General features: G+C 73.7%; 19 protein-coding genes. 8 read left to right on the top strand and 11 right to left on the bottom strand.

The window, feature by feature from the left end; genetic code table 11:
* Positions 1-171 precede the first annotated feature (171 nt).
* The 3 genes from ACWDX7_RS01105 to ACWDX7_RS01095 all read right to left on the bottom strand — a co-directional run bounded on the left by ACWDX7_RS01105 (position 172) and on the right by ACWDX7_RS01095 (position 5,050).
* A complete protein-coding gene (locus tag ACWDX7_RS01105) occupies positions 172-1,368 on the bottom strand; it encodes a VWA domain-containing protein (protein ID WP_451491552.1) in 1,197 nt (398 codons plus the stop codon).
* A gap of 104 nt (positions 1,369-1,472) precedes the next feature.
* Positions 1,473-3,947 (bottom strand): DUF5682 family protein, encoded by a 2,475-nt coding sequence (locus ACWDX7_RS01100; RefSeq protein ID WP_451491553.1) that lies wholly within the window; start codon positions 3,945-3,947, stop codon positions 1,473-1,475.
* The gene (locus ACWDX7_RS01095; protein WP_451491554.1) at positions 3,944-5,050 is read right to left on the bottom strand and encodes an ATP-binding protein; all 1,107 of its coding nucleotides are present in this window, start codon (positions 5,048-5,050) and stop codon (positions 3,944-3,946) included. Before ACWDX7_RS01095 ends, ACWDX7_RS01100 begins: the two co-directional genes overlap by 4 nt.
* 134 nt (positions 5,051-5,184) lie before the next feature.
* Here ACWDX7_RS01095 and ACWDX7_RS01090 point away from each other — a divergent pair, with 134 nt between their 5' ends.
* Together ACWDX7_RS01090 and ACWDX7_RS01085 are read left to right on the top strand one after the other, a co-directional pair.
* Complete coding sequence (locus tag ACWDX7_RS01090) at positions 5,185-6,522, top strand: SWIM zinc finger family protein (RefSeq protein WP_451491555.1); 1,338 nt, start codon at positions 5,185-5,187, stop codon at positions 6,520-6,522.
* Between the two features lie 280 nt (positions 6,523-6,802).
* Complete coding sequence (locus ACWDX7_RS01085; RefSeq protein WP_451491556.1) at positions 6,803-8,386, top strand: DUF5691 domain-containing protein; 1,584 nt, start codon at positions 6,803-6,805, stop codon at positions 8,384-8,386.
* Positions 8,387-8,524: 138 nt separating this feature from the next.
* On the opposite strand, the gene ACWDX7_RS01080 is transcribed toward ACWDX7_RS01085, so the two are convergent.
* Complete coding sequence (locus ACWDX7_RS01080) at positions 8,525-8,926, bottom strand: cobalamin B12-binding domain-containing protein (RefSeq protein ID WP_451491557.1); 402 nt, start codon at positions 8,924-8,926, stop codon at positions 8,525-8,527.
* 211 nt (positions 8,927-9,137) lie between these two features.
* Between ACWDX7_RS01080 and ACWDX7_RS01075 the strand changes: the two genes are divergently transcribed.
* Both ACWDX7_RS01075 and ACWDX7_RS01070 read left to right on the top strand, forming a co-directional pair.
* On the top strand, positions 9,138-9,947 hold the full coding sequence (locus ACWDX7_RS01075) for an esterase/lipase family protein (RefSeq protein ID WP_451491558.1): 810 nt from the start codon (positions 9,138-9,140) through the stop codon (positions 9,945-9,947).
* Between the two features lie 164 nt (positions 9,948-10,111).
* Positions 10,112-11,830 carry a peptidoglycan DD-metalloendopeptidase family protein gene (locus ACWDX7_RS01070; RefSeq protein WP_451491559.1) on the top strand — a complete coding sequence of 573 codons (1,719 nt, stop codon included), beginning with the start codon at positions 10,112-10,114 and terminating at the stop codon, positions 11,828-11,830.
* Between the two features lie 41 nt (positions 11,831-11,871).
* Here the strand turns inward: ACWDX7_RS01070 and ACWDX7_RS01065 are convergent, their stop codons facing one another.
* Both ACWDX7_RS01065 and ACWDX7_RS01060 read right to left on the bottom strand, forming a co-directional pair.
* Positions 11,872-14,544 (bottom strand): ATP-dependent DNA helicase, encoded by a 2,673-nt coding sequence (locus tag ACWDX7_RS01065; protein ID WP_451491560.1) that lies wholly within the window; start codon positions 14,542-14,544, stop codon positions 11,872-11,874.
* A gap of 12 nt (positions 14,545-14,556) precedes the next feature.
* The gene (locus ACWDX7_RS01060; RefSeq protein WP_451491561.1) at positions 14,557-14,943 is read right to left on the bottom strand and encodes an ArsR/SmtB family transcription factor; all 387 of its coding nucleotides are present in this window, start codon (positions 14,941-14,943) and stop codon (positions 14,557-14,559) included.
* A gap of 179 nt (positions 14,944-15,122) precedes the next feature.
* Here ACWDX7_RS01060 and ACWDX7_RS01055 point away from each other — a divergent pair, with 179 nt between their 5' ends.
* Positions 15,123-15,476, top strand: a complete 354-nt coding sequence (locus ACWDX7_RS01055; RefSeq protein WP_451491562.1) for a hypothetical protein — start codon at positions 15,123-15,125, stop codon at positions 15,474-15,476.
* A gap of 129 nt (positions 15,477-15,605) precedes the next feature.
* Entirely contained in the window at positions 15,606-16,673 is a 1,068-nt protein-coding gene (locus tag ACWDX7_RS01050) for an NlpC/P60 family protein (protein WP_451491563.1), read from the top strand.
* Positions 16,674-16,705: 32 nt separating this feature from the next.
* On the opposite strand, the gene ACWDX7_RS01045 is transcribed toward ACWDX7_RS01050, so the two are convergent.
* The 3 genes from ACWDX7_RS01045 to ACWDX7_RS01035 all read right to left on the bottom strand — a co-directional run bounded on the left by ACWDX7_RS01045 (position 16,706) and on the right by ACWDX7_RS01035 (position 19,975).
* Positions 16,706-17,809 (bottom strand): alpha/beta hydrolase, encoded by a 1,104-nt coding sequence (locus ACWDX7_RS01045; protein WP_451491564.1) that lies wholly within the window; start codon positions 17,807-17,809, stop codon positions 16,706-16,708.
* Between the two features lie 163 nt (positions 17,810-17,972).
* Positions 17,973-18,683, bottom strand: a complete 711-nt coding sequence (locus ACWDX7_RS01040; RefSeq protein WP_451749110.1) for a LuxR C-terminal-related transcriptional regulator — start codon at positions 18,681-18,683, stop codon at positions 17,973-17,975.
* Entirely contained in the window at positions 18,680-19,975 is a 1,296-nt protein-coding gene (locus ACWDX7_RS01035; RefSeq protein WP_451488912.1) for an ATP-binding protein, read from the bottom strand. The genes ACWDX7_RS01040 and ACWDX7_RS01035 overlap by 4 nt, the downstream gene beginning before the upstream one ends.
* A 131-nt stretch (positions 19,976-20,106) precedes the next feature.
* Here ACWDX7_RS01035 and ACWDX7_RS01030 point away from each other — a divergent pair, with 131 nt between their 5' ends.
* Both ACWDX7_RS01030 and ACWDX7_RS01025 read left to right on the top strand, forming a co-directional pair.
* Positions 20,107-21,420 (top strand): PspC domain-containing protein, encoded by a 1,314-nt coding sequence (locus tag ACWDX7_RS01030; protein WP_451488913.1) that lies wholly within the window; start codon positions 20,107-20,109, stop codon positions 21,418-21,420.
* Positions 21,407-21,631 (top strand): hypothetical protein, encoded by a 225-nt coding sequence (locus tag ACWDX7_RS01025; protein ID WP_451488914.1) that lies wholly within the window; start codon positions 21,407-21,409, stop codon positions 21,629-21,631. The genes ACWDX7_RS01030 and ACWDX7_RS01025 overlap by 14 nt, the downstream gene beginning before the upstream one ends.
* On the opposite strand, the gene ACWDX7_RS01020 is transcribed toward ACWDX7_RS01025, so the two are convergent.
* Positions 21,577-22,041 carry a DoxX family protein gene (locus tag ACWDX7_RS01020; protein WP_451489147.1) on the bottom strand — a complete coding sequence of 155 codons (465 nt, stop codon included), beginning with the start codon at positions 22,039-22,041 and terminating at the stop codon, positions 21,577-21,579. The two genes, ACWDX7_RS01025 and ACWDX7_RS01020, sit on opposite strands and share 55 nt — an antisense overlap.
* Before the next feature lie 145 nt (positions 22,042-22,186).
* The gene (locus ACWDX7_RS01015) at positions 22,187-23,452 is read right to left on the bottom strand and encodes a hypothetical protein (protein WP_451488915.1); all 1,266 of its coding nucleotides are present in this window, start codon (positions 23,450-23,452) and stop codon (positions 22,187-22,189) included.
* Positions 23,453-23,577: the final 125 nt, after the last annotated feature.

The following is a 23,577-nucleotide window of genomic DNA, read 5'->3' as shown; positions in this document are numbered from 1 at the left end:
CTGGAACTTCGTGCGATCTGCCCATTTCCACGAGCCGCGGGCGCACCCGTTCGCGCGCCCTCGGGCGTGCCCCTCCGCGCAGCGGTACGTGCGCCCGTTCGGGGGTCGGCGAGGGTTGTACGAGGCCCCCGCGCGGGCCGTTTCGCAGGAGAACGAGCACCGCTCCCCCGGTTACGGCACCGGCAGGGGCCGCTTCTCCAGTGCGGCGGCCATGACGTCGGGGAACAGGTCGGGGGTGCAGGCGAAGGCCGGGGCGCCCAGCGCCGCGAGGGCGGCGGCGTGCTCGCGGTCGTAGGCCGGGGCGCCCTCGTCGGACAGGGCGAGCAGGGTCACGAACTCGACTCCCGCTCCCTTCATCGCCGCCACCCGCTTGAGCATCTCGTTCCGTATGCCGCCCTCGTAGAGATCACTGATCAGGACGACGACGGTGTCGGCGGGACGGGTGATCTTGGACTGGCAGTAGGCCAGCGCCCGGTTGATGTCGGTGCCGCCGCCCAGCTGGGTGCCGAACAGCACGTCCACCGGATCGTCCAGCTGATCTGTCAGGTCCACGATGGCGGTGTCGAAGACGACGAGGCGGGTGGCGATCGAACGCATGGAGGCGAGGACCGCGCCGAAGACGGAGGCGTAGACGACGGAGGCCGCCATCGAACCCGACTGGTCGATGCAGAGGATCACCTCCTTCTTGACCGAATGCGCCGCCCGGCCGTATCCGATCAGCCGCTCGGGAACGACCGTGCGGTATTCGGGCAGGTAGTTCTTGAGGTTGGCCCGGATCGTGCGGTTCCAGTCGATGTCGTGGTGGCGGGGACGGCTCACCCGGGCAGAACGGTCCAGAGCGCCGGTGAGTGTGGCCCGGGTGCGGGTCGCGAGCCGCTTCTCCAACTGGTCGACCACTTTGCGGACCACCGCCCGCGCAGTCTCCTTCGTGGTCTCCGGCATCGCCTTGTTCAGCGAGAGCAGGGTCCCGACGAGGTGGACGTCGGGCTCGACGGCCTCCAGCATCTCCGGCTCCAGCAGCAGACCGGCCAGGCCGAGCCGCTCGATCGCGTCCCGCTGCATGACCTGGACCACCGAGCTCGGGAAGTACGTCCGGATGTCCCCGAGCCAGCGGGCCACCCGCGGCGCGGAACCGCCGAGGCCGGCCGACCGCTCCCCCGCCGCCTTGCGGGACCCGCCATCGGCCCCGGCGGCCCCGTACAGCGCGCCGAGCGCGGCGTCCATGGCCGCGTCCCGGCCGGCGAGCACGCACCCGGTCCCGTCGGCCTCTCCCCCGCCGAGCACCAGCCGCCACCGCCGCAGCCGCTCATCCGCGGCCCCGTCCGTACCGGCCGCCACCGCGAGACCGTCCCCACCCGTCCTGCCCATGCGCCCTGCCCCCTCGTTCCACTGACTCACTGACATCTCCCGGCCGCCGCATCCGACGTCCGGCACCGCCCGGCCGGGACCCGCCGTACCCCGTGGCCCGGCCGTCACGGGCATGCGGGATGCGGGGACGGCGGGGTCGGTATCGGCTCGGGCCGTGGGCCGGCCAGGAGCATGCGGACCAGGTCCTCCACCGCGTCCGCGCGGGCCCGGTCCAGTTCGGCGGCGAAGCCCTCGGGCGCCGAACCGGGGCCGGTCGCCGCGGCCGAGCCGCCGGGGCCCCGGCGGACCAGCTCGCCCAGGGTGCGCTTCACGCCCGGTTCGTACGCCCCGAACGTCCGCCGCAGCAGCGGCAGTACGTCGGTGAAGGCTCGCTCCGGCACTCCCACCAGCCAGGTGTCGATCAGGCCGAGCAGCCGGTCGTCGTGGACCAGCAGCGTGCCGCCGCCCGAACGCCCGTCGGCGAAGCCCTCGATCCAGCCCGCCGCGTCGGCGGGGGCGGACGCCGGGGACAGGGCGAGCCCCATCAGCCGCGCCGTCTCCTCCGCCGGCAGCCGCCCGTCGTCGAGCAGCAGCCGGGCCGCCCTCCCGCGGATCAGGCCCGGGACGGTGTCCCGGCCGGCCAGCGTGCGCAGCACCGCGGACCAGCGCTCCCGCAGCCCCTCCCCGGCTTCGGCCAGCAGGCCGACGGCCCCGTGCACCCCGTCCACGTGGCCCCGCAGCTCCGCCGCCGCGTCGGAGTCCAGAGCGCCGGTGCAGGCCGGCGGCAGGGCCACGCATATCCGCTCGGCCAGCCCGGCCGCGACGGTGCCCAGCGCCGCGGCATCGGTCCCGCGGACGTCCCCGTACCGCAGTGAGCGGGCCAGCGCCGGCAGGGCCTTGGCGAGCCGCGCCACATCGGTGTCCAGCGCGGCCCGGTCCGCGAGCGCCCGCAGTACGGCGGGCAGCGCCTGCGAGAGCCCGGCCAGCAGGCAGCGCTCCGCCAGCGACGTCACCTCGCCCAGCTCCTCGGCTCCCGCCGCGTCCGCCTCGGCCCTGGCGGTGGCCGCCGCGAGGACGGTGGTGCCCCAGATCCCGGCTTCGGCGACCCGCACCGACAGCTCCGGCTCCCAGCGCAGCCGCCACGTCTCCCGGAAGGTTCCGGTGCTCCCCCGCGAGGCGGCCGGCGTGCCCCACTCGATGCCGAGCAGCCGCAGCCGGTGCAGCAGCAGGGACTTCGCCGTGTCGGTGTCCTTGCGCAGGTCGAGCTCCAGCTCGCGGTCCTGCGCCTCCGCCTTGAGCCGCAGCGAGCGCTGCTGCCGGGTCAGGTCGCGCTGGAGCGGTACGACGGGCGCCGCGTCGGGGACCTCCCCGAGGACGTCTCCGACGACGAGGCGGTCCTCGATCAGCGCGAGGGGTACCTCGGAGCCGTCGCACATCACGGCCCGGACCGCTTCCAGGGTCTCCGTCAGCCCGGGCAGCGGACGCCCGCGCATGGCGCCCAGGATCTCGGCCAGCCGGACCGCCTCGATGACGTGCGCCGAGGAGACCTGCCGGTCCTCCTCCCGCAGCAGGCCCGCGACCTTGGTGAGCCACCGCTCGACGGGCCGGTCCCGGGCCGAGAAGAGGTGTGCGTACCAGCCGGGGGAGGCGATACCGGCGCCGTATCCGCCGGCCCGGGCGAGCCGGCGGTGGGTCCAGGGCACCCAGGTGGTCTCCACCTTGACCTTGGGGAGCCCGGTGAGCAGGGCCTTGTCGGCGGCCGCGGTGGTCTTGGCCGCCAGCGCCGGGACGTGCCAAGCGCCGCACACCACCGCGTAGGAATCACCGAACTCCCGGCGGGCGGCCCGCATGCGCTGCCTCATGTGGGCCTCGCGCACCAGGTCCCGGGTGTGGCTGCCGTCCCCGTACGCCTCCCGCAGGGCGCCCATGGCCTCGGCGAGCGCTTCGAACGCGCCGAGCGCACTCTCCCCCGGGCCTCCGGTGCCCCGGTGCTCGACCACGTCCTCCCACCAGCGCTCGGGGTCGTCGTACCCGGCGGTCTCGGCGAGCACCGCCAGCGGGTCCAGCCGCCCCCGGTCGGCTTCCGGCGCCTCGGGCACATCGCGCGTGTCCGGGTCCGGGTCCGGGTCCGGGGCGTGGTCCGGGCCGCCTTGGGCGGCCGGAGCCGGTGTGGCCAGCGAGTGCGCGGCCGGGAGGTCGATGAACCGCACCGGTACCCCGGCCCGCTGCGCCCAGCGGATCGCCACCCACTCGGGGGAGAAGTCGGCCAGCGGCCAGAACGCCGCCCGGCCGGGATCGTCCGCCGCGTGCGCGAGCAGCGCCACGGGCGGCCGCATCCCGGGATCCGCGGCCAGTCCCAGCAGCGCGTCGCCCTCGGGCGGTCCTTCGACGAGCACGGCCGCGGGCCGGGCCTCCTCCAGGGCGGCCCGCACCGCGCGGGCCGAGCCGGGCCCGTGGTGCCGTACGCCCAGGAGCAGCGGTCCGCGCGCCGCCGAACTCCCGGCCCCTGAGCTCCTGGCCGCCCTCGCCGAGGTTCCGGTCGCCGGTGGTCCGGCCGCTGCGGGAGACCGGTCCGTCACGGCCTGCGGCGTCGGGCTCATACGGTCACCTCCCGGCAGGCACGGTAGAAGTCCTTCCAGCCGTCCCGCTCGCGGACCACGGCCTCCAGGTACTCCTGCCAGACGACCTTGTCGGCGGCCGGATCCCGGATCACGGCGCCGAGGATGCCCGCGGCCACGTCGGAGGGGCGCAGCACGCCGTCCCCGAAGTGGGCCGCCAGCGCCAGGCCGCCCGTGACGACCGAGATGGCCTCGGCGGTGGAGAGGGTGCCGCTGGGCGATTTCACCTTCGTACGGCCGTCCCCGGTGACGCCGTCGCGCAGCTCGCGGAAGACGGTGACGACGCGGCGGATCTCCTCCAGCCCCTCGGGCGCCGCCGGCAGTTCGAGGGCGCGGCCCATCTGGTCGACGCGGCGGGCGACGATGTCGACCTCGGCGTCGGCGGTGGCGGGCAGGGGCAGCACGACGGTGTTGAAGCGGCGGCGCAGCGCGCTGGAGAGCTCATTGACCCCGCGGTCGCGGTCGTTGGCGGTGGCGATGAGGTTGAAGCCGCGCACGGCCTGCACCTCCTCGCCGAGCTCCGGTATGGGGAGCGTCTTCTCGGACAGGACGGTGATGAGGGTGTCCTGGACGTCCGCGGGGATGCGGGTGAGCTCCTCGACGCGCGCGGTCATGCCCTCGGCCATGGCGCGCATGACGGGGCTGGGGACGATGGCTTCGCGGCTGGGGCCGTGGGCCAGCAGCCGGGCGTAGTTCCAGCCGTACCGGATGGCTTCTTCGGGGGTGCCGGCGGTGCCTTGGACGAGGAGGGTGGAGTCGCCGCTGACGGCGGCGGCGAGATGTTCGGACACCCACGTCTTGGCGGTGCCGGGGACGCCGAGCAGGAGCAGGGCGCGGTCGGTCGCCAGGGTGGTGACGGCGACTTCGACGATGCGGCGCGGCCCGACGTACTTGGGCGTGATCACCGTCCCGTCGGGCAGTTCACCGCCGAGCAGATACGTCGCCACGGCCCAGGGGGAGAGCTTCCAACGGGTGGGGCGGGGCCGGTCGTCAGCCGCTTCCAAGGCTTTCAGTTCGTGTGCGAAGGCGTCTTCGGCGTGCGGTCGCAGCACCTCGGCGCCGAGGCTGTTCTCGGGCATGGTCATGGTCCCCCTCCTATGCTCCGCAGCCGCTTCCGACTGCTGTGACCACGGTGCCCTACGCCACTGACAACGGGCTCTGTTCGAGCGGTTGTTGCAGGTCAGAAGGATTGTCAGTGGGGGTCTCTACGGTGGTTCACATGACTGAGCAGGGGGTCCGCTGGACGGCGGAACAAGTACTGGCTCTGGCTCCTGACGATGCCTCACGCAAGGCGGGAGGCAGGCTCGGCGGGGCGGGGCCGTGGTCGCAGATCGGAGGTTCCGCTTCCGGTTCTGTGTGGGGGTTGTGCAAGGGCAGCGGCAGCAAGCCGTACCGGACGGTCGTGGACCTGACGGGGCTGGCGTACAAGTGCTCCTGCCCGAGCCGGAAGTTCCCGTGCAAGCACGCCCTCGGGCTGCTGCTGCTCTGGGCCGCGGAGGGCGTGGGCGAGCCCGGCGATGCGCCGGACTGGGCCGCGCAGTGGCTGGCGGAGCGGGCGGCGAAGGCCGTGGGGGCGGCTGCCGGGGCGGGCCGGCCGGTGGACGAGGAGGCGGCCCGGCGGCGGGCCGAGCGCCGGGCCGCCCGCGTCGGCGCGGGTGTCAGCGAGCTCGAACAGAGGCTCGCCGATCTGCTCCGGGGCGGCCTCGCCGGCCAGGAGCAGACCGGGTACGCGGCCTGGGAGGAGACCGCCGCCCGGATGGTCGACGCGCAGGCACCCGGACTGGCCGCACGCGTAAGGGAGTTGGGGACGATACCCAGTTGCGGCCCGGGCTGGCCCGCCCGGATGCTGGAGGAGGCGGCGCTGCTGCACCTGCTGGACCGGGCCTGGCTGGGGGTGTCGGCGCTGCCGGAACCGCTGGCCGCCACGGTCCGCGGCCGGGTGGGGCTGCCGGTCTCCGGGGAGGGGGAGGCCGTACGGGACCGCTGGCTCGTGCTGGCCCAGTACGACTCGGTGTCACCGGACGGCCGGCTCACCACCCGCCGGATATGGCTGCGCGGGCAGGCGAGCGGCCGGCCCGCGCTGGTGCTGGACTTCGGACCGCCGGGGCGGCCGCCGGGGCTGGCGCTGCCGGTGGGGCTGGTACTGGAGGCGGAGATCCGCTTCCGGCCCGGCTCGGCGGGGCTGCGTGGGGACCTGGGCGAGCGGTTCGCCCCGGCCGCCCCCTGCGCGGAGGTTCCGGCCGGGATCAGTGCCGGAGCCGCCCTGGAGGCCTACGGGACGGCGCTGCGGGAGGACCCGTGGCTGGATTCCTGGCCGGTGGTCCTGGGCCCGGTGATCCCGATACCGGGAGAGGCCGGCTGGCAGCTGGCGGACGCGCAGGGCACGTCCGCCCTGCCCGTCGCGGGCGCCGGGGGGCGCTCGCGTTCCGGACTGTGGCAGCTCGCCGCCCTCTCGGGCGGCGGACCGGTCACCGTCTTCGGCGAGTGCGGCCACCGCGGTTTCACGCCGTTGACGGCCTGGCAGCCGGGCCGGGCGGAACCGGTGGCGCTGAGCTGACCGAAAGGCCTGCCGGAGCGCCGGGGGGCGCTCACGACAGGGAGCGAGGAAGAGAGCGAGGGACGGAGCGAGGGAGGGAGCGGAAGGGCGCGGGGGCGTCGTAGGGAGGGGCGCGGGCCGTGGCGGCGCGGGGGCGTCGGCACGTGGCGACGAGAAGCCGGGGGGCTTTTGTGAACGACAACCATGCCAGCTGAGCGCGTTTTTTGAGGGGTGCACCGACAGCTCCGGTCCCGTGGAGGGGACGGGACCGGAGCGCGGTAATCGACGAGGGAGGGGCCTGATGAGCAAACGTGACGAGGGGTACGGGGACTGGGAGGAGCTGGTCGGCGCCGCCCTGCTGGGCACCGAGCGGCGGCGCGGCGCGGGGCCGGGCGGCTCGCCGGAGGCGCTGCTGGACGCGGCGGCCCTGCACACGGTGCGGCGCCGGGCCGGGCTGCGGCCCGCGGAGGCCGGCCCACGGCCGGAGCCCGCGGCGCGGGACCCGCGTCCGGCGCCACCGGAGCCGGCCCGGCGGCGGCTCGCGCAGCTGCTGGCCGGCCGGACCGGCGCGGGCAGCGGGGGCGGGCGGCGCGGGGCCGCCCCGGATCTGACGGAGCTCCTGCCGCAGTGGCTGGCCGCGGCGGGCCGGCACGGCTACCGCGCACCGGCCGCGCTCGTGCCGGACCTGCTGGACGCGGCCCGGGCCCGTACGGATCTGCGGCCGCAGGCACTGGCCCTGGCCGGGCCGCGGGGCCTGTGGCTGGCGCGGCTCAATCCCGAGTGGAGGTTCGCCCTGCGCGGCGGGGCCGGCGGCGCGGGACAGCTGCCGGAGGTGACGGACCGGGAGGGCGTGGAACGGCTGTGGCAGGAGGGGCTGTTCGCGGAGCGGGTGGCGCTGCTGGGCGCCGTACGGGCTCATGAGCCGGCGGCCGCGCCACGGCTGCTGGCGACGACGTGGGCCACGGAACGGGCCGAGGACAGGCTGATGTTCCTCGATTCGCTGAGGGCGGGGCTGTCGCAGGAGGACGAACCGTTCCTGGAGGCGGCCCTGGGCGACCGCAGCCGCAATGTCCGGGCGACGGCCGCGGAACTGCTGTCCGCGCTGCCGGGCTCGGCGCTGGCGGGGCGGATGGCGCAGCGGGCGCTGCCCTGTGTGGGCCCGGAGGGGGTGACGCCGCCGGCCGAGTGCGATGCGGGGATGCTGCGGGACGGGGTGGTCAAGCGGCCGCCGGCCGGGCGCGGGGAACGGGCCTGGTGGCTGGGCCAGCTGGTGGAGGCGGCGCCGCTGTCCTGCTGGCGGGAGCGGTTCGGGGGGCTCGGGCCGGCGGAGATCGTGGCGCTGCCGGTCGTCTCCGGCGAGGGCTGGGCGGAGGAACTGCACGCGGCGTGGTGCCGGGCGGCCGTCCGGCAGCGGGACGCGCACTGGTCGCGGGCCCTGCTCGGGGAGGCGTCGGCGCCGCCCGCCGCGGGCCCCGGCACCGCGTCGCTGGCGGAACGGGCCAAGCTGCTGGAGACGCTGCCGGAGGGGGAGCGGGCGCAGTGGGTCGCGCGGTTCATACGGGCGCACGGGCTGTCGGAGGCGTTCCAGCTGCTCGGCGTGTGCGTGGTGCCGTGGGCCGGGGCGCTGGGGCGGGCGGTGGTGGACGCGCTGGAGACGGCCCGGGACGCGGGCAGCTACCCGTGGAGCTTCAGCGGGGTGATGGGCCTGGCGGAACGCTGCCTGGACCCTGCGGAGGCGGGCCGTCTGGAGGCCCTCACCGCCGCCCCGGAAGACCCGCCGGACGCGTCCCCCGGCGCGGCGGCGTACTGGGCGGAAGCCTTCCAACGCCTGGTGTCCACCCTCCACCTCCGCGCGGCGATGCTCTCGGAGCTGACCCCGGCCTGACCCTGCGCCCCCGGCCTGCCCACCATGCCCGCACCTGACCGGCACCACCGCCCAGGGGCAGCGGATCCCCGCGGGGCAGCCGCAGCCGCCGCGCGACCCGGCGCCGGGCGGGGTGGGGGATGCGGGATCCGCCGGGGGCTACGGGCGGACGTGGGTGCGGACCCAGTCCACGATGGACGTCGTCGTCGCGCCGGGGGTGAAGATCTCCGCCACGCCCTGCTCCTTGAGGGGGGCGATGTCGGCCTCCGGGATGATGCCGCCGCCGAAGACCTTGATGTCCTCCGCCTCCCGCTCCTTCAGGAGCTCGATCACCCGGGCGAAGAGCGTGTTGTGCGCGCCCGACAGGATCGAGAGGCCGATCGCGTCGGCGTCCTCCTGGATGGCGGTGTCCACGATCTGCTCGGGGGTCTGGTGGAGGCCGGTGTAGATGACCTCCATGCCCGCGTCCCGCAGCGCCCGCGCGATCACCTTGGCGCCGCGGTCGTGGCCGTCGAGACCCGGCTTGGCCACCACCACACGGATCGGACCGGTCACACCCATCGCACTGCCTCCCGAGTGAACGAACGTTAAGTACAGCATTGCGCACGCCACCGTTTCACGGTCAACCAGGAGGGGGAAATCACACGTGGGACGGCGTTGAATCACCGCCATCGAGAGACCGCGCCACCGTGCCGACAGCCGCACGGCACGGCGGCGCGGTAGGTCGGGGCGTGTCCGGCCGCCGCGCCAAGAGGCTTTGGGGAGGCCGTCCATGGGGCTGTCCGTACCGTTTCCCGCATCCTTCTCCGCACCGCTCTGCGCGGCTCTCTCCGGCGCCGCGTTGCGGGCCGGCGTGCTGGAGGCCGTCGTCCTCGGCGGGCACCTGCTGCTCTACCCCACCGGGGTGCTCCAGGAGAAGGCGCTCCCCGCCGGCCCGCCCGCGACCCGGCCGCCCGTGCTCCTGCTCCACGGGTTCACCGACAACCGCTCCGTCTTCGTCCTGCTGCGCCGCACCCTCATGACGGAAGGCCGGCGGCACGTGGAGGCGTACAACTACTCCCCCTTCACCCGCGACCTGCGCGTCACCGCCCGCCATCTGGCCCGGCGGGTCGAGGAGCTCTGCGACCGCACCGGGCAGGAGCAGGTGGACCTGGTCGGGCACAGCCTGGGCGGGCTGGTGGGCCGGTACTACGTCCAGCGGCTCGGCGGTCACTCCCGCGTCCGCACCCTCGTCACGCTCGGTACCCCGCACTCGGGCACGCTGGTCGCACCCTTCCTCAGCGCGCACCCCGTCATCCGCCAGATGCGACCGGACTCCGAGGTGATCGTCGAGCTCGCCGCGCCCGCGCCCGGCTGCCGGACCCGGTGTGTGGCGTTCTGGAGCGAGTTCGACGCGCTGATGACTCCGGTGGGGACGGCGCGCATCGTGCATCCGGATCTGATCGCGGAGAACGTGCAGGTCACCGGCATCGGCCACCTGGCGCTGCCGGCGCATCCCACCGTGAGCGCGGAGGTCCGGCGCGTGCTCGACGGACCGGGCCCCACGGGGGTCGAGGGCTCGGGCGCCGCTTCCGTTGCGTAGCCGCCGAACGGCGATCACTCGAACGGATATCGAACTCAAGGCCAAGGCTGCGTCTTCCGGCGACCGAAAGACGGCCGAATGCCCGGTTCCGGTCATGCGGGGATCCGGCGAAGATTGTCGTTGCGAGTAACCGCCGGGTACAGTCACGCCACTGCTCTCCTCCGGTGAACTTCGAGTTCCCGGCCACCCAGGCCCCCACTGCCGAGGCGAAAGAGAAGTTGGTGAACGACCGCCCCTCGTCGGGCCCGTACCCGGATAATGGGTATGAAGGCCTTTCCACCACCACTTTCGCTGGTGACACCCCGTACGTCTCCTATGAAACGCAGGGCCAGGGCGTCAATTACGCCGCCTACAGCTCCTACGAGACGGGCACGTACGACACCGCCGCCTGGGCCTCGCAAGACACTTACCTGTCCACGGTCCCCCACCAGGGGATGTCCGAGGACAGCACCGGGCAGTTCGACGCGAGCGCCTGGAACACGCCGAGCGCGCCGTACCAGGCCTACGCCGAGCCGCAGCCCGCCTCCTTCGGCTACGACGCCTCCGCCGAACAGACCGGGCACTGGGCGATGCCGGGCTACGGCACCACCGGCACCGAGACCGGCGCCTACGACGCCACCGCCTGGAACACCGTCACCGGTACCGACCACCAGGCCCAGACCCACACCCAGGTCCAGGCCCAGAGCGGCCCCGAGGCGCAGGCCGAAGCCGCTTACCCGTACGAGTACCAGCCCGCGCAGCAGTACGAGCAGCCGTACGAGGGGCAGCCGTGCGAGCAACCGCAGCCGTACGAGCAGAACGCGTACGAGCCGCAGCAGTACGGCTACGACGCCTCGGCCACCGACTCCACCACCTCCGCCGCTTACGCCTACGAGGCTCCGGCCGCCGCCGAGCCCGAGACGTCGTACAGCGCGACCACCGTCTTCGAGGCCGTCCCCGACGAAGAGGCCGGGGACTCGGGCCCCACCGCCGGGGCGCACGACCTGCCCACCCAGACCATGCCCGTGAGCGCGGCCTCGCCGTCGGCGGTCCACGAGCCGCGCGCCGCGCGCCGGACCGCCGCCAAGGCGAACGGAAAGGCGACCGGAAAGGCCGGCGCCAAGGCGAACACCCAGGCCGCCGCCGCCAAGGCGGGCGGCAGCAGCCGCCGCCGGAGCCCGGCGAAGCGTTCCGCCCTGCTGACCGTGGCCATGCCTTCCGTCTGTGTGATGGGCGTCGCCGGCGTCGCGGCCGCCTCCGTCGGCGGACTCACCGGCACGGAGAAGACCGCCGAGGACACCACCACGATGGCCGCGCCCGATGCGGCCTCGGTGGAGCCGGTCGCGGCGAACACCAAGCTCGACACCCAACTGGCCGCGCTCAGCGCCGACGCGGGCGACTTCGCGGACCGCGCGAGCCGTACGCAGGAGCGCATCGACCTGCGTCAGCGCCAGGAGGAGGAGAAGAAGAAGAAGGCGGAGGAGGCCGCGGCCAAGGAGGCGGCCCGCCCCAAGTTCGCGATCCCCGTCGAACGCCAGGGCCTCAGCGCCAGTTACGGCCAGTCCGGCGGCATGTGGATGTCCGTGCACACCGGGATCGACTTCCCGGTCTCCTACGGAACCCCGGTCATGGCGGCCACCGACGGCACCGTGCGCACGCAGTACAACAGCGCCTACGGGAACATGGCCATAGTGACCGCGCCCGACGGCACCGAGACCTGGTACTGCCACCTCAGCAGCACCAAGATCCGCGGCGGCAAGGTCAAGGCCGGCGAGGTCATCGCCTACTCGGGCAACTCCGGCAACTCCACCGGACCGCACCTGCACTTCGAGGTACGGCCCGGCGGCGGGGCCGCGGTGGACCCCCTGCCGTGGCTGCGCAGCCACGGCCTGGATCCCACGTAGCGGGAGCGTTACGGCGCCGCAGCGCCGTAACGCCGACGGCGCTACAGCTTCTGCACCGGCGCGTAGCGCAGCAGCAGCCGCTTCGGCTTGTCGTCCCCGAAGTCGATGGTGGCCTGCGCGTCCGCGCCCGCTCCCTTGACCTCCATGACGGTGCCGAGCCCGAACTGGTCGTGCGTGACCCGGTCCCCGACCACGAGCGCGACGACCGGCTTGTCGGTGGCCCGGCGCGTCGCGAAACCGGAGGGGCCCGCCTTCGTACGCGACGAGGACAGGAACGACTCCGGCGAGGTGCCGAACGTGGCCTTTCCTGAAGCGGAACCAGAACCGGACCCGTAGCCGGACCCGGACCCGTAGCCCGAGCCGGACCCCGAGCCGTAGCCCGAGCTGCGCATCGGGCCCGCCGGCTTCTGGGACCCGCCCGTGCGCTTCCACCGCAGGTACTGGTCCGGGATCTCCTCCAGGAAGCGCGACGGCGGGTTGTACGAAGGCGTCCCCCACGCGCTGCGCATGGCGGAGCGGGTCAGGTACAGCCGCTCGCGCGCCCGCGTGATGCCGACGTACGCCAGGCGCCGCTCCTCCTCCAACTCCTTGGTCTGGCCCAGCGCCCGCATGTGCGGGAAGACGCCGTCCTCCATGCCGGTCAGGAACACCACCGGGAATTCGAGGCCCTTGGCGGTGTGCAGGGTCATGAGCGTGATGACGCCCGTGCCCTCCGTCTCCTCGTCCGGGATCTGGTCGGAGTCGGCGACGAGCGCCACCTGCTCCAGGAACTCGGCGAGCGTGCCGGGGCCCGCAGCGGCGGCCGCGTCCGCACCGGCCGCTTCCGCGTCAGCCCCCACGTCAGCTCCCGCACCCGCGCCCGCACCCGCGCCCGCATCCACGCCCGCGGCAGCACCCGCACCAGCGCCCTCGGCCGCGGCGGCCTCCCGCGCCTGCTCGAACTCCAGCGCCACCGCCGCGAGTTCCTGGAGGTTCTCGATCCGCGTCTCGTCCTGCGGGTCGGTCGAAGCCTGGAGCTCCGCGAGGTAGCCCGTACGCTCCAGCACCGCCTCCAGCACCACCGCCGGGCCGGCGCCCGAGTCGACGATCGTGCGGAGCTCCTCCATCAGTACGTTGAACCGCTTGACGGCGTTGGTGGAGCGGGCCGCCATGCCGAAGGCCTCGTCCACGCGCCTCAGCGCCTGCGGGAAGCTGATCTTCTCGCGCATCGCGAGCGCGTCGATCATCGCCTCGGCGCGTTCGCCGATGCCGCGCTTGGGCACGTTCAGGATGCGGCGCAGCGGGACGGTGTCCTCGGGGTTCGCGAGGACGCGCAGGTACGCGAGGACGTCCCGGACCTCCTTGCGCTCGTAGAAGCGGACACCGCCGACGACCTTGTAGGGCAGGCCGACCCGGATGAAGATCTCCTCGAACACGCGCGACTGCGCATTGGTCCGGTAGAAGATCGCGACATCGCCCGCCTTGGCCTCGCCGGCGTCCGTCAGCCGGTCGATCTCGTCGGCGACGAACTGGGCCTCGTCGTGTTCGGTGTCGGCGACGTACCCCGTGATCACCGCACCGCTGCCCGCCTCGGTCCACAGGTTCTTCGCACGGCGGTTCTCGTTGCGCTCGATGACCGCGTTGGCGGCGGAGAGGATCGTCTGGGTGGAGCGGTAATTCTGCTCCAGCAGGATCGTCGTCGCGTTCGGGTAGTCCTCCTCGAACTGGAGGATGTTGCGGATGGTCGCACCGCGGAAGGCGTAGATCGACTGGTCGGCGTCACCCACCACGCACAGCTCGGCCGGCGGCAGATCCGGATAGCCGGTGCCGACCAGCTCGCGCACGAGCGTGTACTGGGCGTGGTTGGTGTCCTGGTACTCGTCCACCAGGACGTGCCGGAAGCGGCGCCGGTAGTGCTCCGCGACCTCCGGGAACGCCTGGAGCAGGTGGACCGTGGTCATGATGATGTCGTCGAAGTCGAGCGCGTTGGCCTCGCGCAGCCGCCCCTGGTACATCGCGTACGCCTGGGCCAGCGTCTGCTCGAAGCCTCCCCCGGACTGGCCCGCCGCCGCCTGGTCGGCGAAGGCCTCTTCGTCGATCAGCTCGTTCTTCAGGTTGGAGATCTTGGCGCTGAAGGCCTTGGGCGGGAACTTCTTCGGATCCAGGTCCAGATCGCGGCAGACGAGCGCCATCAGGCGCTTCGAGTCGGCCGCGTCGTAGATCGAGAACGAGGAGGTGAAGCCGAGCCGCTTCGACTCCCGGCGCAGGATGCGGACGCACGCGCTGTGGAAGGTGGACACCCACATGGCGTTGGCGCGCGGGCCGACCAGGCTCTCGACGCGTTCCTTCATCTCACCGGCGGCCTTGTTGGTGAAGGTGATCGCCAGGATCTGGCCGGGGTGGACGTTCCGCGCGGACAGCAGGTGTCCGATGCGGTGGGTCAGCACCCGGGTCTTTCCGGAGCCCGCGCCGGCGACGATGAGCAGCGGCGAGCCCGCGTGCACCACGGCCGCGCGCTGCTGCTCATTGAGCCCTTCCAGGAGCGTGGCCGGGTCGATGACGGGCTTGCGCGCCCCGTCCCGGTAGTACGCGTCCCCGCTCATGGGTACGTCGAACCTGCCCCCGAAGAGATCGTCCGCGCCCGCTTCGGGGGCGGCGTGGTCCTCGGGCGGCGGGGGGACCTCGTCGGAGGGGGTGAAGTCCGCCAGGAAACTGTCGTCAAAGAGGCTGCTCATCGCCTTCCGAGTCTAGGGGGCGAGACCGACACTCGGCCCCGGGCCCGGAAAATCGAAGGCGTTTTCGGCCGGAGCGGGCGGCGGCGTACGCGGCGCGGAGGCGTTCACGGCCATCGCCAGCAGACCCGGGAAGCGGAGGTCCAGGTCCTCGGCGCGGAGCGTCAGGAAGAGCTTGCGGCCCTCGCGGCGCTGGCGGATGACGCCGGCCTCGCGCAGTGCGCGGACGTGGTGGGTGACGCTGGAGCGGGGCAGGCCGGGCACCACCTCGCCGCAGCAGGTGAGTTCCCCGGCGGCCAGGGCGCGGACGATTTCCAGCCGTACGGGATGGCCGAGGGCGGCCAGGACCTGAACCAGTTCGATCCGCGAGGCGTCGGGGTGGTGCGGCTCTTCGGCGGCCATGGGGCCACTGTACGCACAACCCGTAAGGACGAGGGGCGCGCTGGCGGGCCGCTCCCCGGGGCCCGCCCCGACCCGCGCCACCGCCCCGCCGAGCCGCCCGCGGCCGCCGCCCCGAGCCCGTCCCCGCCGGGGCCCGCCTGGCCGGAACCGGCCGGTGGCCACCCCGTACGCTCGGTGCCATGGACGTACTGATCAATGTCTTCGTCGGCCTGCACATCATCGGGATCGCCTCGCTCCTCGGCGGTTTCCTGACCCAGATGAAGGCGATGAGCGCCGGCACCGCCCGCTTCGTGCCCGCCATGCTGCACGGCGCGCTCACCATGCTGGTGACCGGCGTACTCCTCGTCGGGTTCCGCGAGATGGACGGCGATCCGGTCAACAACATCAAGATCGGCGTGAAGCTCGCCCTCCTCTTCGTGATCCTCGCCCTCGTCTACGTCAAGCGCGACGAGGAGCGGGTGGAGAAAGCCCTGTTCGGGGCGGTCGGCGGCCTGACCGTGGTCAATATCTTCATCGCCGTCCTCTGGGGCTGATCCACACCGGTCCCCAGCAGCCATCTGACGGTCACATCAGGGCACTTACGATCATCCCGTCATCTGCCCGTTACCTTGCGGTCTAGCGTCCTCCTCCAAGCACCGACAGAGGAAGGACGTGAGGCCCTCGTGGCCAGTCATCGAAAGCCCAGGCAGCGCACGCTCGCCGGCGGCTCGGTACGGACCGCCGCCACCATCGCCCTCGCGGGCGCTGCCACCGCCACCGCCTTCGAAGGCACCTCACAGGCCGACCCCCGGCTCAGCCCCTCCCAGGTGGAGTCGGAGGTGGACCGGCTCTACGAGGAGGCCGAGGCGGTGACCGAGCGGTACAACGGGGCGAAGGAGAAGGCGGACGAGGCCCAGCGCGCCCTGACGGGCCTGCGCGACGAGACCGCCCGCAAGACGGAACAGCTCAACGCCGCCCGCAGCGCCCTCGGTTCACTGGCGGCGAGCCAGTACCGCAGCGGCTCCCTGGGCACCGCCGTACGGCTCGCGTTCGCCGCCGACCCGCAGGAGTACCTCAGCCAGGCCTCCTTCGTCGCCCGCGCCGGGGACCGCAACGCCGCAGGGGTCACCGCCGTACGCCGCCGCCTCGACGAGGTCGGGCAGCTGCGGGACAAGGCGGCCGGACACCTCGCCGAGCTCCGCTCCCGGCAGACGGAACTGGCCGGGCACAAGGCCGAGATCCAGAAGAAGCTCACCACCGCGCAGCGCCTGCTGGACCGGCTCACCGCCGAGGAGCGCGCCGCGTACGAGGCCCGGTCGGCCGGCGGCCCGGCCGCGGGCACCACCCCGGCCGGCCGGCCGGAAGCGACCCCGCGGCCCGCCCCCCCGCCGCCCTCCGACGGCTCCCGCGCGGCCCGCGCCGTGGCCTTCGCGCACGGGGCGATCGGGAAGCCGTACGGGTGGGGCTCGACGGGCCCGGGGGCCTTCGACTGCTCGGGCCTGACCCAGGCGGCCTGGCGTTCGGCCGGGGTCTCCCTCCCCCGCACCACCTACACCCAGATCAACGCCGGGCGGCGGGTCTCGCGCGAGCAGCTGGCCCCGGGCGACCTCGTGTTCTTCTACTCCGGGATCACGCACGTCGGCCTCTACATCGGCAACGGGCAGATGATCCACGCCCCCCGCCCCGGATCGACGGTCCGGGTCGCCCCGATCGACTCGATGCCCTGGGCCGGCGCGTCCCGCCCGGCGTAGCCCGCCAGCCCGCCAGCCCTCCCCCCTGCGACTTACGGGGCCTTGACCTGCGTGCTCAGCCAGCCGAAGGTCTGCGGCAGCTGCCGCGACCACGATTCGAGGTTGTGGCCGCCGGTCACCTTCTCCGCGTGCACCACGGTCGGGCTGTGCGAGGCGCCCTTGAGGTCCAGGCCCGACAGGTAGCCGTCGTGCTGGGCGCCCGACATCCACAGCGAGACCGGCGGCGGCGCCGGCGCGGCCTTGAGCACGTTCAGCAGGTTGTGGGTGCGGCGCAGCTCCGGGTCCTGGGCGACCAGCGAGGAGGGTTCCTGGCCGGGGTCGTTGTAGCCGGACAGGGAGACGGCGGCGCTGTAGCGGTCGGGGTGGGAGATCGCCAGCTTGGCCGCGCAGTACGCGCCGGCCGAGTATCCGGCGACGCCCCAGGTACGGGCCTCGTCGGACGCCCGGAAGTTGTCGACGACCATCTTGCGGACGTCGACGCTGAACCAGCTGTCGGCGTTCACCTTGCCCGGGAGGTTGGCGCATCCGGTGTCGGCGTTCCCCAGCAGCATGGCGCGCGGTGAGACCAGGATGAACGGCTGCACCTTGCCGCTCTTCATGAGCGGCTCCAGGATCTCGTGGGCCTTGAGCCCCTGGAACCAGGACTTGCCCGTCCCCGGAATGCCCGGGATCAGCTCGACCACCGGGAACTTCTTGTCCTTGAAGGCGGGCTCGTCGTACTGCGGCGGCAGCCACACCATGACCTCCCCCTTGACCCCGGAGATCTTGCCGTCGAGCTCGGTCTTGCGGACCCGGCCGCCGAGGCCTTCGACCGGCTGGAACTCCTGGCGCACCTTCGGCGCCGCTGCGGTCTTCTTGCCGCCGAGGCCGTCCGGGCCGAGGTCGGGAGCGGCCGTGACGTACGTGCCGGTGCCGAAGAGGTCACCCCAGGAGGCGTAGAAGGTCTGGTCCCTGTTCACCGCGATGAAGACCAGGGCGATGGCCGTGACCTGGGCGAAGACGATCATCAGGCACCGCGACAGAACGCGTACGACGGCGGGGCCGCGCACCTTGCTCCACACCGCGAGCGGCAGGACGACGGCGGTCAGGGCGAGGGCGACCGCCGTCGCGAAGAGGGGGATCCCGGTCAGGCTCATCACGCCACCCAAGAGGGCGCCGCCGTGCGGCCCGGTTGCTCCACCCGCCTGCGGCGTTGATCACACCGGCCCCACCAGCCCCGCCCGGACAGGCCTCCTCAGACCCGCCCGTTCAGACCCGCCCGTTCAGACCAGCCCCGCCGTTCAGGCCAGCCCGGCCCGTTCAGACCAGCCGGCGGGCCGTCGCCCAGCGGGTCAGTTCGTGGCGGTTGGAGAGCTGGAGCTTCCTGAGCACCGCGGAGACGTGCGACTCCACCGTCTTCACCGAGATGAAGAGCTGCTTGGCGATCTCCTTGTACGCGTACCCGCGGGCGATCAGACGCAGCACCTCGCGCTCGCGCTGCGTGAGCCGGTCCAGGTCCTCGTCGATCGGCGGCGCGTCCGTCGAGGCGAAGGCGTCGAGGACGAAACCCGCCAGCCGCGGCGAGAACACCGCGTCCCCGTCCTGCACCCGGAAGACCGAGTCCACCAGGTCGGCGCCGGTGATGGTCTTGGTGACGTACCCGCGCGCACCGCCCCGGATGACCCCGATGACGTCCTCGGCGGCGTCCGACACCGAAAGGGCCAGGAAGCGCACCGGATTCTCGGCCGCCGCCATGAAGGGGGCGCAGCGCCGCAGCACCTCGACCCCGCCGCCGCCGGGCAGGTGCACGTCGAGCAGGACCACCTCGGGCCGGGTGGCGGTGATGACGGTGACGGCCTGGTCCACGTCGGCCGCTTCGCCGACGACCTCGACGCCGGTCCGGGCGGTCTCGCCGATCTCGGCCTGCACGCCCGTGCGGAACATCCGGTGGTCGTCGACGAGCACCACCCGGACCCTCCCCCGGTCTCCGCCGGTGCCCCCGGCCCGCGTCACAGCGCTGTCCTCGGTCATGCCGCCCTCTCCATCTCCAGCTCGACTTCCGTGCCGCCGTCGGGCGCGGACCGCAGCCGTGCGGTCCCGCCGTTGCGCCGCATCCGGCCGATGATCGATTCTCGTACGCCCATGCGGTCGTCCGGTACCGCGTCGAGGTCGAAGCCCGGTCCCCGGTCCCGTACGGACACGAACACGGTGCGGCCCTCCACCTCGGCGTACACCTGCACCGGTCCGCCGTCGCCACCGTACTTGGCGGCGTTGACCATCGCCTCGCGCGCGGCTTGGACCTGCGCCGCCAGCCCGTCGTCCAGCGGGCAGTCGCCGACGACCACGACCTCGATGGGCACCCCGTGGTGGTCCTCGACCTCGGCGGCGGTCTTCTTCACGGCCTCCGCCAGGGTGGCCGCTTCCTCCGCCTCCTCCTTGCCGGTGCCCTCGGGTCTGTACAGCCAGTTGCGCAGCTCCCGCTCCTGGGCCCGCGCGAGGCGGCGTACTTCTCCCGCGTCCTGTGCGTTGCGCTGGATCAGGGTGAGGGTGTGCAGGACGGAGTCGTGCACGTGGGCGGCGACCTCGGCGCGTTCCTGGGCGCGGATGCGCATCAGGCGCTCCTCGGAGAGGTCCTGGGTCATCCGGATCAGCCAGGGTCCGGCGAGCAGGGCGACCCCGACGAGGACGGCGAGGGTGGCGGTGAGTACGTTACCCAGCTGCGCGGCGGAACCCCGTACGACGATGAAGAGGGTCAGGCCCACCCCGACCAGCGCGACGCCCGCCAGCGCCCGGGCCGCGTGGAGCAGCCGCCCGTCCCGACCGGCGGCGGCGGCGCTCCAGTGGGCGCGGCGGGCGTTGTCCGCCTGCCGCCATACGAGGACCACCCCGGCTCCGACCAGCAGCGTCGGCCATACGTACCGGCCCGCCTCGCCGCCGGACTGGACCTTGGAGATGAAGCTGGCGGCGCCCGCGAAGAGGGCGATCAGCGCGATGATCTGCCCCCGGTCGGGCTTGCGCAGGCGGCGGCCGCCGTCGGCGAGGGTCTCGTAGAAGGAGCGGTGCCCGGCGCGGCCGCCGACGCCGAGCGGCACGAACACCCAGAACGCGGCGTACAGGAGCACGCCGAGGCCGTCCCCGAAGAGGAACAGGCCGAGGAAGGCCAGCCGGACCCAGATCACCGGCAGCCCGAGGTGCCCGGCGAGTCCGCGCGCCACCCCGCCGAGCATCCGGCCGTCGGCGCTGCGGTAGAGCTTGCGCTGCGGCACGGGCTCGGGCGGGGGGTCCGCTGGGTGCGGGGTGCGCTGGGTGGCGGCTACGGGCATGCCACCGATGGTCACACGCGCGGGGGCGCCGCGGCATCAGGGCAGCCCCCCAGTCCGCCCCGGGGGATATCAGGGTTGCGCCAGGGTCGGGCCGGATGCCACGGGCTACCGCGGAAGGTCACCATGGACCCATGACGGACGGACACGACGCCCCGCCGGCGGACCCGGCGGCCCTCGGGGCAGCCGACGACCGGCTGCCCCTGCGCCGGAGCAAGCGCGACAAGCTGATCGCGGGCGTGTGCGGGGGCCTGGGCCGGTACTTCGGCCTGGACCCGGTGATCTTCCGGATCACCTTCGGCGTCCTGGCCGTCACCGGTGGCGCCGGCCTGGTCTTCTACGGCTTCGCGTGGCTGCTGCTGCCGCAGGAGGGCCAGGAGGACAGCGAGGCCAAGAAGCTGCTGACCGGCAGGGTGGAGGGCGCCACGCTGGCGGCGGTGTTCGCCGCGCTGGCCGGCTGTGCGGTGTTCCTGTCGATGCTGGGCAGCGGCGGGCTGGGGACCTTCTCCGTCCTGGTGATCCTGGCGCTGGCCGGGGCCTCGTACTGGTCGCGGCAGCGGCGCGGGACCCTCGATCCGGAGGCCGAGGCGCCCGCCTCGCAGCGGCCCGCGCACCCGCCCGTCCCGCCGGAGACGAAGGCTCCGCCCACCCCCGGCGGCCCGTCCTGGTGGCGCGATCCGCTGGTCAAGGACGGCACGACGGGCCCGGTGGGCGGGACGGGCTACCTGTGGGGTCCCGCCGGCGCCGCGGCGGCGGGCCCGGCGCCGGATGGCGCTGCGGCCGCGGTGGTGGCGCCCCCTGCCGCCCCGGTCCGTCCGCGCGGTGGCATCGGCGGCCGGGTCTTCCTGCTGGCGGTGCTCGCGGGGGCCGTCGGCGCGGCGGCGCACTGGCAGGGCCGCCCCCTGGGCGAGGCCCTGCAGGCCGGGCTCGCCGCCGCCCTGGTCGTCTTCGGGCTGGGCCTCGCGGTGAGCTCCCTCTTCGGCCGGACCGGCCTGGGTACGGTCCTGCTGGCGGTGCTGGCCTCGGGGCTGCTCGCGGGTGCGGCCGCGCTGCCCCGGGAGATCGGTACGGACTGGCAGCGGGTCGACTGGCGGCCGGCGGCGGTCGCGGCGGTACGGCCCGTGTACGAGGCGGACACCGGGCTGGCCACCTTGGACCTCAGCCGCCTCGACGTGCCCAAGGGCACCACCGTGGCCGTCCGGGTCTCCCTCGACGCGGGCCGGCTCAAGGTGGTGGTGCCCCGCGAGGTCACCGCGCGGGCCGACGTACGGGTCCGGCTGGGGGACGTACAGCTGCCGGGCGACCGCGCGGACCGCATCGAGGGCGTCCGCGACCAGAACCGGGTGGCGAGCCTGCCCCCCGCCGCCGGCACCGAGGCCGGCGGGACGATCGAGCTGCACCTGACCGCGGGTGTGGGACAGGTGGAGGTGGCCCGTGCGGCGTCATGAGTTCCAGCCAGGACGGCTGATCGCGGGGCTGTTCCTGCTGCTGGCGGGCGTGCTGTACCTGCTCGACGGCAACGGCGGGACGGATGTGGCCTGGTTCGCGGTCATCCCGCTCACCATGGGCGGGCTCTGTCTCGCCGCGCTGGTGGGGATGGTGGTCTACGCCGTACGCCGGGACCGGCGCGAGCGGATCAGCGAGTCCAGCGACAGGTAGGGCGCCCCGGCGAGGAGCAGCGGGGTCCAAGCCATCAGGTAGATCAGGTCGTTGCCGTAGTAGTACGGGGTCACGGCCCAGGACACCGTCAGCCACAGGCTGAGCGAGATCAGCGCTCCGCCTGCTGACGCGATCCGCGTCAGCAGCCCGGCCAGCACTCCGAGCCCGACGAGGAGCTCCCCGACGGCCAGGACCACGGCGAAGCCGACGGGTGACTTCAGCCCCAGGTCCACCAGGGCGGGGAGGGCCGAGGAGTCCCGTACCCCGCGCATCAGCTCCCCGATGGAACCCTCGCCGGTGGCGGAGAGGAACGCCGGGTCGGTCAGCTTGTCCAGGCCCGCGTAGACGAAGGTCACGCCCAGGAAGATCCGCAGGGGCAGGAGCGCGTACCGGGCGGCGCGTTCTCGCAGGCCGCCGGTGCCGGTGCCGGTACGGGTGCGGGTGACGGCGGCCTCGGGGGCACCGGGACCGGCAGCACCAGGGGCACCCGGAGCGCCGGGGGAAGGGACGTCAGTTCGGGTCACGCCCCATGTGTACCCCCATCGTGTGCCCACGTCACTCGGCGACCTCGATGGTGCACCGGTTGGATTCCACTCCGGCGGCGGTCACCACCTGGATCTCGACGCGGCCCGGTTCCACCTCCGCCGGCACGGGGACGGTCAGGACCGCGTCCGAGGGGTTGGCGAAGCCGCCCGCCACCGGAACCAGCGGTACGTGCACGTGCAGCGTCCCGATCCGCACCACCAGCCGGGCCATCATCTCCGGCGTCTGCGCCCCGGGCGGTACGAAGCCCACGCCCCGGATCTCGATGTCGTCCCCGGGGCGGACGGCCGCGTCCAGGTCCCCGGGCTCGCGTCTGCGCACCACCGACAGCACCAGGGGGCGCGTGCCCTCGGCGTACTTCGCCGCCAGGTACACCGTGGCCGACAGCGCCACCAGCAGGGCCAGCGCCCACGGCAGCTGCGGCAGCCGGTCCGGGAACCGGGCCAGCGACACCGCCGCGTAGCCCAGCACCACCGTGGAGACGAGTACGTACTGCGCGTCCGGAAAACTCCCGCGCCCCGCGTCGTCGGTGAGCAGGTCCACCCCGCGCGGCCGATCCGCCGGCAGCTTCTGCAGCCGCTGGCCCATGATCCGTACGCAGACCACGCGGCGCACCAGCACCGCCACGCCCGAGGTCAGCGCGACCACCGTCAGCAGGGGCAGCGCCCGGCCCAGCGCGAGGCCCGCGTACAGCGCCTGCCGGTCCGGGCCGGGCGCCGAGGCGGCCAGCCGCAGCGCGGGCAGCAGCGCGGCGAACGCGGTGAGCACCACCCAGGCGCTCGGCACCGCCTTGGAGGTGGAGAGCCGGTTGTCCTCGCCGACCAGCGGGGCCAGCAGCCCGCCGCGCAGCGACTGGGCCCGGGCCGCGACGGTGAGCAGCCCGGCCAGGACCAGGGCGGCGAGCAGTCCGGCGGTGCGTGCGGTGGACCAGCCGGTGCCCAGCGCGGTGCCGACCTGCACCAGCAGCAGCACCCCGGCGGCGATCCACACGGCGAGCACGACCCGCCGCGAGAACAGGTACAGCCAGGAGATCCCGGCGTCCCGTCCCCGGTCGGCGACGGTACGGGCCGACAGGGTCAGCTCGTCGGAAACCCACTGCCGGGACGCCCCGGCGGACCGGGCGACCGCGGCCGGCAGCCCCTGCCCGGCGGCGAACTCGTCCCGCTTCTCAAGGAACGCGGCGACGGCGCGCCGGTGTCCCTCCTGTGCTCCGTGCGGGCAGTCCTCGCAGGTGCAGCCGCCGCCGTGGGTGCTTCGGGAGATCTCTTGGACAGCCACGTGCGTGCCGCCTCTCTGAACTTCGGTGCGATGCCAGCGAATTGTGCACCACTGCGGCAGTGCTCCGGATTGCGCACGATGTCAGAGCAGGTGATTAACGGTTCATGATGTTGACGCCACGCGCT

The organism is Streptomyces sp. NPDC003034 (assembly GCF_053591375.1).
The sequence above is the reverse complement of the archived record's forward strand: the minus strand, read 5'-3'. Positions and strand labels throughout refer to the sequence as shown.